4 protein-coding genes are annotated in these 4,575 nt (G+C 62.8%); 2 read left to right on the top strand and 2 right to left on the bottom strand.

All coding sequences use genetic code 11. The features are described 5' to 3' along the window. Positions 1–536: 536 nt before the first annotated feature. Positions 537–1,526, bottom strand: a complete 990-nt coding sequence (locus tag MJD61_17360) for a hypothetical protein (protein ID MCG8557031.1) — start codon at positions 1,524–1,526, stop codon at positions 537–539. 431 nt (positions 1,527–1,957) lie between these two features. After that, positions 1,958–2,233 (bottom strand): hypothetical protein, encoded by a 276-nt coding sequence (locus MJD61_17365; GenBank protein MCG8557032.1) that lies wholly within the window; start codon positions 2,231–2,233, stop codon positions 1,958–1,960. A 296-nt stretch (positions 2,234–2,529) separates the two neighbouring features. On the opposite strand from MJD61_17365, the gene MJD61_17370 reads away from it, so the two are divergent. Then, positions 2,530–3,243: an LPS biosynthesis glycosyltransferase gene (locus MJD61_17370; GenBank protein ID MCG8557033.1), complete on the top strand. Its 714-nt coding sequence runs from the start codon at positions 2,530–2,532 to the stop codon at positions 3,241–3,243. 41 nt (positions 3,244–3,284) lie between these two features. Next, entirely contained in the window at positions 3,285–4,472 is a 1,188-nt protein-coding gene (locus MJD61_17375; protein MCG8557034.1) for a hypothetical protein, read from the top strand. The last annotated feature ends 103 nt before the right edge of the window (positions 4,473–4,575 follow it).

Raw genomic sequence — 4,575 nt, forward strand, 5'->3', positions numbered from 1 at the left:
GTCGCTGTGAGCGGGCTGAGTCTCACGGTTGAGATCAGCGCCACACGTGTGCAAGACTGGACGAAGGCAGCGTCGCGTGCTGGGGCAACCAGAGCCTGCCCGGCCCCTGTCCGGGTTCTGGCGTCACGCGCGGGCAGGGACGGGTCTGCAGTCGCGGGGGTTTCGGAGTTCGCGGGGGTGTCGGGGGTGTCGGAGTTTTCGGAGGTCTCGGAGGCTTCGGAGGCTTCGGAGGCTTCGGAGGTTTCCGAGCTACGGCATGTGGATGGCCAAACCCTTGCGCCTACGCGGGTGGGCCGCGGGTGTTCGTACCGACCTGCGGGACTCGCGAATGTGCTGCTCTCGGGGTCTCGTGCGCCGCACCCGGTCCCTGCATCCGGTCCTGCACCTCGGACGACGCAGGGGACATCGGAGGGGCGAGGCTCGAGACCGCGACCGGCACTGGCAAGGCCAACGCTACGGGCACCGCTTGCGGCAGCCCGTAGCATGTGGAAGTCCTCATGCGATTGGGCTCAGACGTGGTGGCAAGTTCCTAGGACCTAGGGTCCGAAGCACAGGGTGCCGGCGGTGTCCTCGAAGGGCATCGCATCACGTAGATAAAGCGCCCAGACCTTGCTGCCCGGCTCGGCCACCGGCACCGATCCGTCCGTTACTGTAGGAAGAACGTGCATGTACTGTTGCCGCATCGCGCGCACCTTCGCAGCGTTCTTTCCCTTGACCAGTCGGCCCCTGCCCCGGGAATCCGTGAAGGGTTTGAGAGTGATCTCCGCCAGCGGGAAGTCCAACGTCCACTGCAGCACCCGTCCCCCAAAGTCGCTGCGTATCCCGTCGGCTGCGACGATACGCATGGGGCCGGCGGCGTCTTGACCGAGCCGGTAGAGCAGCGGCAACCAGGCTCGGGCGGCATCGCGGACCACCTTGAGCTCCGGCCGCTCCGAGCACTGCCCGCAGGTGATCGAGCCCGCAACGTCCAGAAATACCTCCCGGCCGCAGTGGGGGCAGCCGGGAGGACTGTACTCCCCATACAGCTCGGGCCAGCGATCGTACAGCAGATCGTGTGCAAGCTGGGCGCGCTGCTGTGGATCGAGGCGGCCCGTTCTCATCGGCCACAGATCTCCGTGTACGACGGACACGAAGTTGATCTGGGGTATTGAAGAAGCCCCGAATACCCAGTAGTTACACTGCCCATCAATGTAGAAGTACTCGTACCCGTTCTCACGTAGCATCCGGCGCTCGGCAAGCTCTTGGCCACCGGCTTCCACACGGTAACCGAGCTGGATTCCTTCCGAGCCGTTGCACAGCTGGCGTGGTAGAGGGGGGGGGATTACACCTGCACTGCAGAGCGGTACGCCCAGGCCGGGAGCCGGTCCTGCTCCCCCCGTACCGGCCGACCCCGGCGTTCCTGCGGCGGCAACGAACCCAGGCAGGCCGGCGATCGCCGTGCCTCCAGCGCTTGCAGTCGAGCCGCCATCCGAGCACGCTGCCACCGTGGAGCACAGGATTCCCAAGACCGGCCAGACGATCTTCATGGCTCACTCGCCTTGGAAGCCGATTGCCTCCGAATCAGTGCCTCGAGCCGCCGAGCTCGATATCCGTCTCCGGCTCCGCTGAGCGCATGAAGACATGAATCTAGCTTGTCAGTGCGAAAGGCCACTCGCAATGCAAAGCCCGAACACGCTACGAACGACAACGTTGGTTCAAACGGGCACGAGCTTGGCGCTCCGGCGGCGAGGCACGCATCTCAAGGCTCAAGCACACCTTCGGCATCGCTCGCGGTCGCTACCGAAGCAAGCAAGGCATGGCCCGAGCGGTCGCGTGGGCCGCAATCGCCAACAACTTGGTGGCCATCGCCCGGGCATATCCACCTGGGTGAAGACAACCGTTGTGACTACCTGACGGCCCACCGACACCCCCTTGCAAGGACGCTCAACCCCCTTTTTGCACCGTCATGGAGCTAGGGTCAACTCGTGCTCGACCTCAAGGATGAGCTCGGTCGCCTGGGCAACTTGGCCATCCGGAAATCGGGCTGTTGGCCATCGGGCTCACCGTCACGCTGCTCTGGGGCGAACGTGTGGCCATGGCCGACGAGATCCACGTCTTCGGTCCCACGGGAAGCGCCAAACAGCGCCGTGTCCCGGTGGTAGTTGAAAGGGCCGACGGTACCTGTGCCGTCCCTCTCGGCGGGCGCCCACTTCTCGTATTGCCGACTGCGCACCGCGCTGCCGGAGGGGACCACTGCATGTACTTGACACCGGCCGCTCTATCGAGAGTCGGGTCGGCGGCCGTCCCGGCGTCCCGGCGACCCTTGCGGCCGTCCCGGCGACCCTTGCCAAAGCCACCATGGAAACTCAAAACCGTTGGCGGCCATTCAGCCGTTGCCCGCCAGTACGTATGAGGGGGATGTGGGCTGAGGGTTGGCACTGCTCTCGCAGTTTCTCGCTGGAACAAGGCATCATGCGTTCACCGTTAGCAGAGTACTTTGACTGTGTGTATGTTATTAATCTGCCCGATCGCGCAGATCGGCGCCGAGATATGCTCACCGAACTGACACGCATGGGTCTACCTAAATCGCGTCGGAGTGTCCGCCACATCGGCCTGAAAACAGACCCTACGGCGCCACCAGGCGAACTCGGCGGACTCCACAGCAAAGTGCATTGGTTCGACGCCTGTCGACCTACATCTCCTGCCGGTTTCCCGAGTGTCGGAGCCCGTGGCTGCTTCTTGAGCCACCTGGGATGCCTGACGCATGCCTTGGAGCAAGGACATGGTAGGGTCCTGGTCCTCGAAGACGATCTCATGGTAAACGGAGAGCTGTTGCACGATCAGGCTGGCGTGGTGGAGCAACTCGAGTCGACACCATGGGACATGGTGTACCTGGGGCACGCACTGAGCGTTCCCAGAGTCGCGCCCACCATGCTCGTGCCTTTCGACGACCCCGTGATGCTTGCGCATTTCTATGGCGTTTCCGAGCCCTGCATCCAGCGCCTGGTCACCTTCCTGCAGAAAGTACTAGCGCGACCCCCCGGTCATCCAGACGGCGGTCCCATGCACGTGGACGGTGCCTTTTCGACTTTCAGATCCCAGAACTCCTCCGTGAGAACTCTAGTAGCCCATCCAAGTCTCGGCGGCACCCGTTCCACGCGAAGCGATATACACGCCGGCAAGCTCGATAAGATCGCGGCACTCCGCGCTCCCATGGGAGTTCTCCGTGCAGCGAAGCGCATCATTCAGCGTTTTCGGACATAGCTGCGTGCCAGCTCAGCGAACACTGCCGTGCCGCCTGCAAGATGCTGCGTCTTGCGCCTGAGCTCAGGGAGCTGCTACTGGTCGTCGGCGGCACGGTGCTCGTGCTTGCCGTCACCTTGCTCCTCCAGACACCCTGTAGCCCGAAGGGGTTCTTGTGGGACGGAGCCGCATATCATCACCTGGCTCGTCAGTTCGCGGACGGATCTGTGCTCTTCACTGCCAAACCTGACGAGCAGCTTCGTGGTAGCGCGCCGTTCGCCTACCGTGTGGGCCAGCCATGGCTGGCGGCGCAGCTCGCGCCCGAGTCGCTCAGGAACGCTTCGCTCGCCATCGGCCTGGCGTCGGCCATGGCCCAGGTCATCTTTTTCTGGCTCTGTCTGCGAGAAACCTTGAACCAGCGCTGGGTGCGATTGCTCTGTGTGCTGTGTTTCGTCATGGCATTTCACTCCTTGGTCCGCTTCCTTCCCTACCGTCCCTACATGGTCGATGACCCTGCAGGCCTCTTGCTGTTCTTGGGGTTCTGGTGCGTCCTACGCTTTCAGGCTACGGAACGGGTTGGGTTTCTCATAGCCGCAGCTGGATGCTGCACCGTGGGTGCGGCTTTCCGGGAGTCGGTTCTCGTCGCGGGTGTAGCGGCCCTTTTCGCTGGGAACCCGCTCAGATTCGAACGTCAGGGATGGCTGCGTTGGCTCCCCAGGCTGCAACGCGGCGACCCAAAACGACTGTGGCCCCGACTGATTCCAATCATAGGGGGCATCGTCGTTACCTGCTTGGTTCACGAAGGAGTCGCAATCAGCAACAAGAGTGAAGCTTTGGCAAACCTCGCACGCAATTTCGTGGCTAAGAAGCCACACACTTACGTGCTGGCGTGGTTCATAGCATACGGCCCGTTTCTGCTCGTGGCGCTGGCCGGCTGGCGGCGGCAAACAACGTTCCTGCTTGAGCGCCAGCCGCTTCTGGCAGCGCTAGCGGCGGTGTCCCTGCTATCGTGGATTGGAGGAAGCGATACCGAACGCCTGCTCTTCTGGGCGGCTCCTATCGTCTTCGTGATGATCGGACGCGAACTGGAACGAAATCCACCACGACGGTGGTTGGGATCGCTTCTGCCTCTCCTTGCCGCACAAGCGCTTGCCCATCGCTGGCCCCTCCTCTTGCCCCCGCCTGGCGAAGCATCCGACGGCCTTCTAGTCCCTGACCAAGCGCACTTTTCTTCATTTTGCAGGGATTAAACCCTGAAAGCCCGGTGTTTTGGGGGTTGTACAACCTCAACCAGAACACCGGAAGGGAGGCTTTCAGGTGAACCGCAGACTACGACGCTTTCATCAGCGGGAA

This window comes from Pseudomonadota bacterium, from assembly GCA_022361155.1.
In the GTDB taxonomy this organism is placed as follows: domain Bacteria; phylum Myxococcota_A; class Polyangia; order Polyangiales; family JAKSBK01; genus JAKSBK01.

Excerpts from the sequence above, each read along its gene's own strand:
- MJD61_17360 (MCG8557031.1), bottom strand. The coding sequence starts at position 1,526 with ATGAAGATCGTCTGGCCGGTCTTGGGAATCCTGTGCTCCACGGTGGCA.
- MJD61_17370 (MCG8557033.1), top strand. The coding sequence starts at position 2,530 with ATGCTCACCGAACTGACACGCATGGGTCTACCTAAATCGCGTCGGAGT.
- MJD61_17375 (MCG8557034.1), top strand. The coding sequence starts at position 3,285 with ATGCTGCGTCTTGCGCCTGAGCTCAGGGAGCTGCTACTGGTCGTCGGC.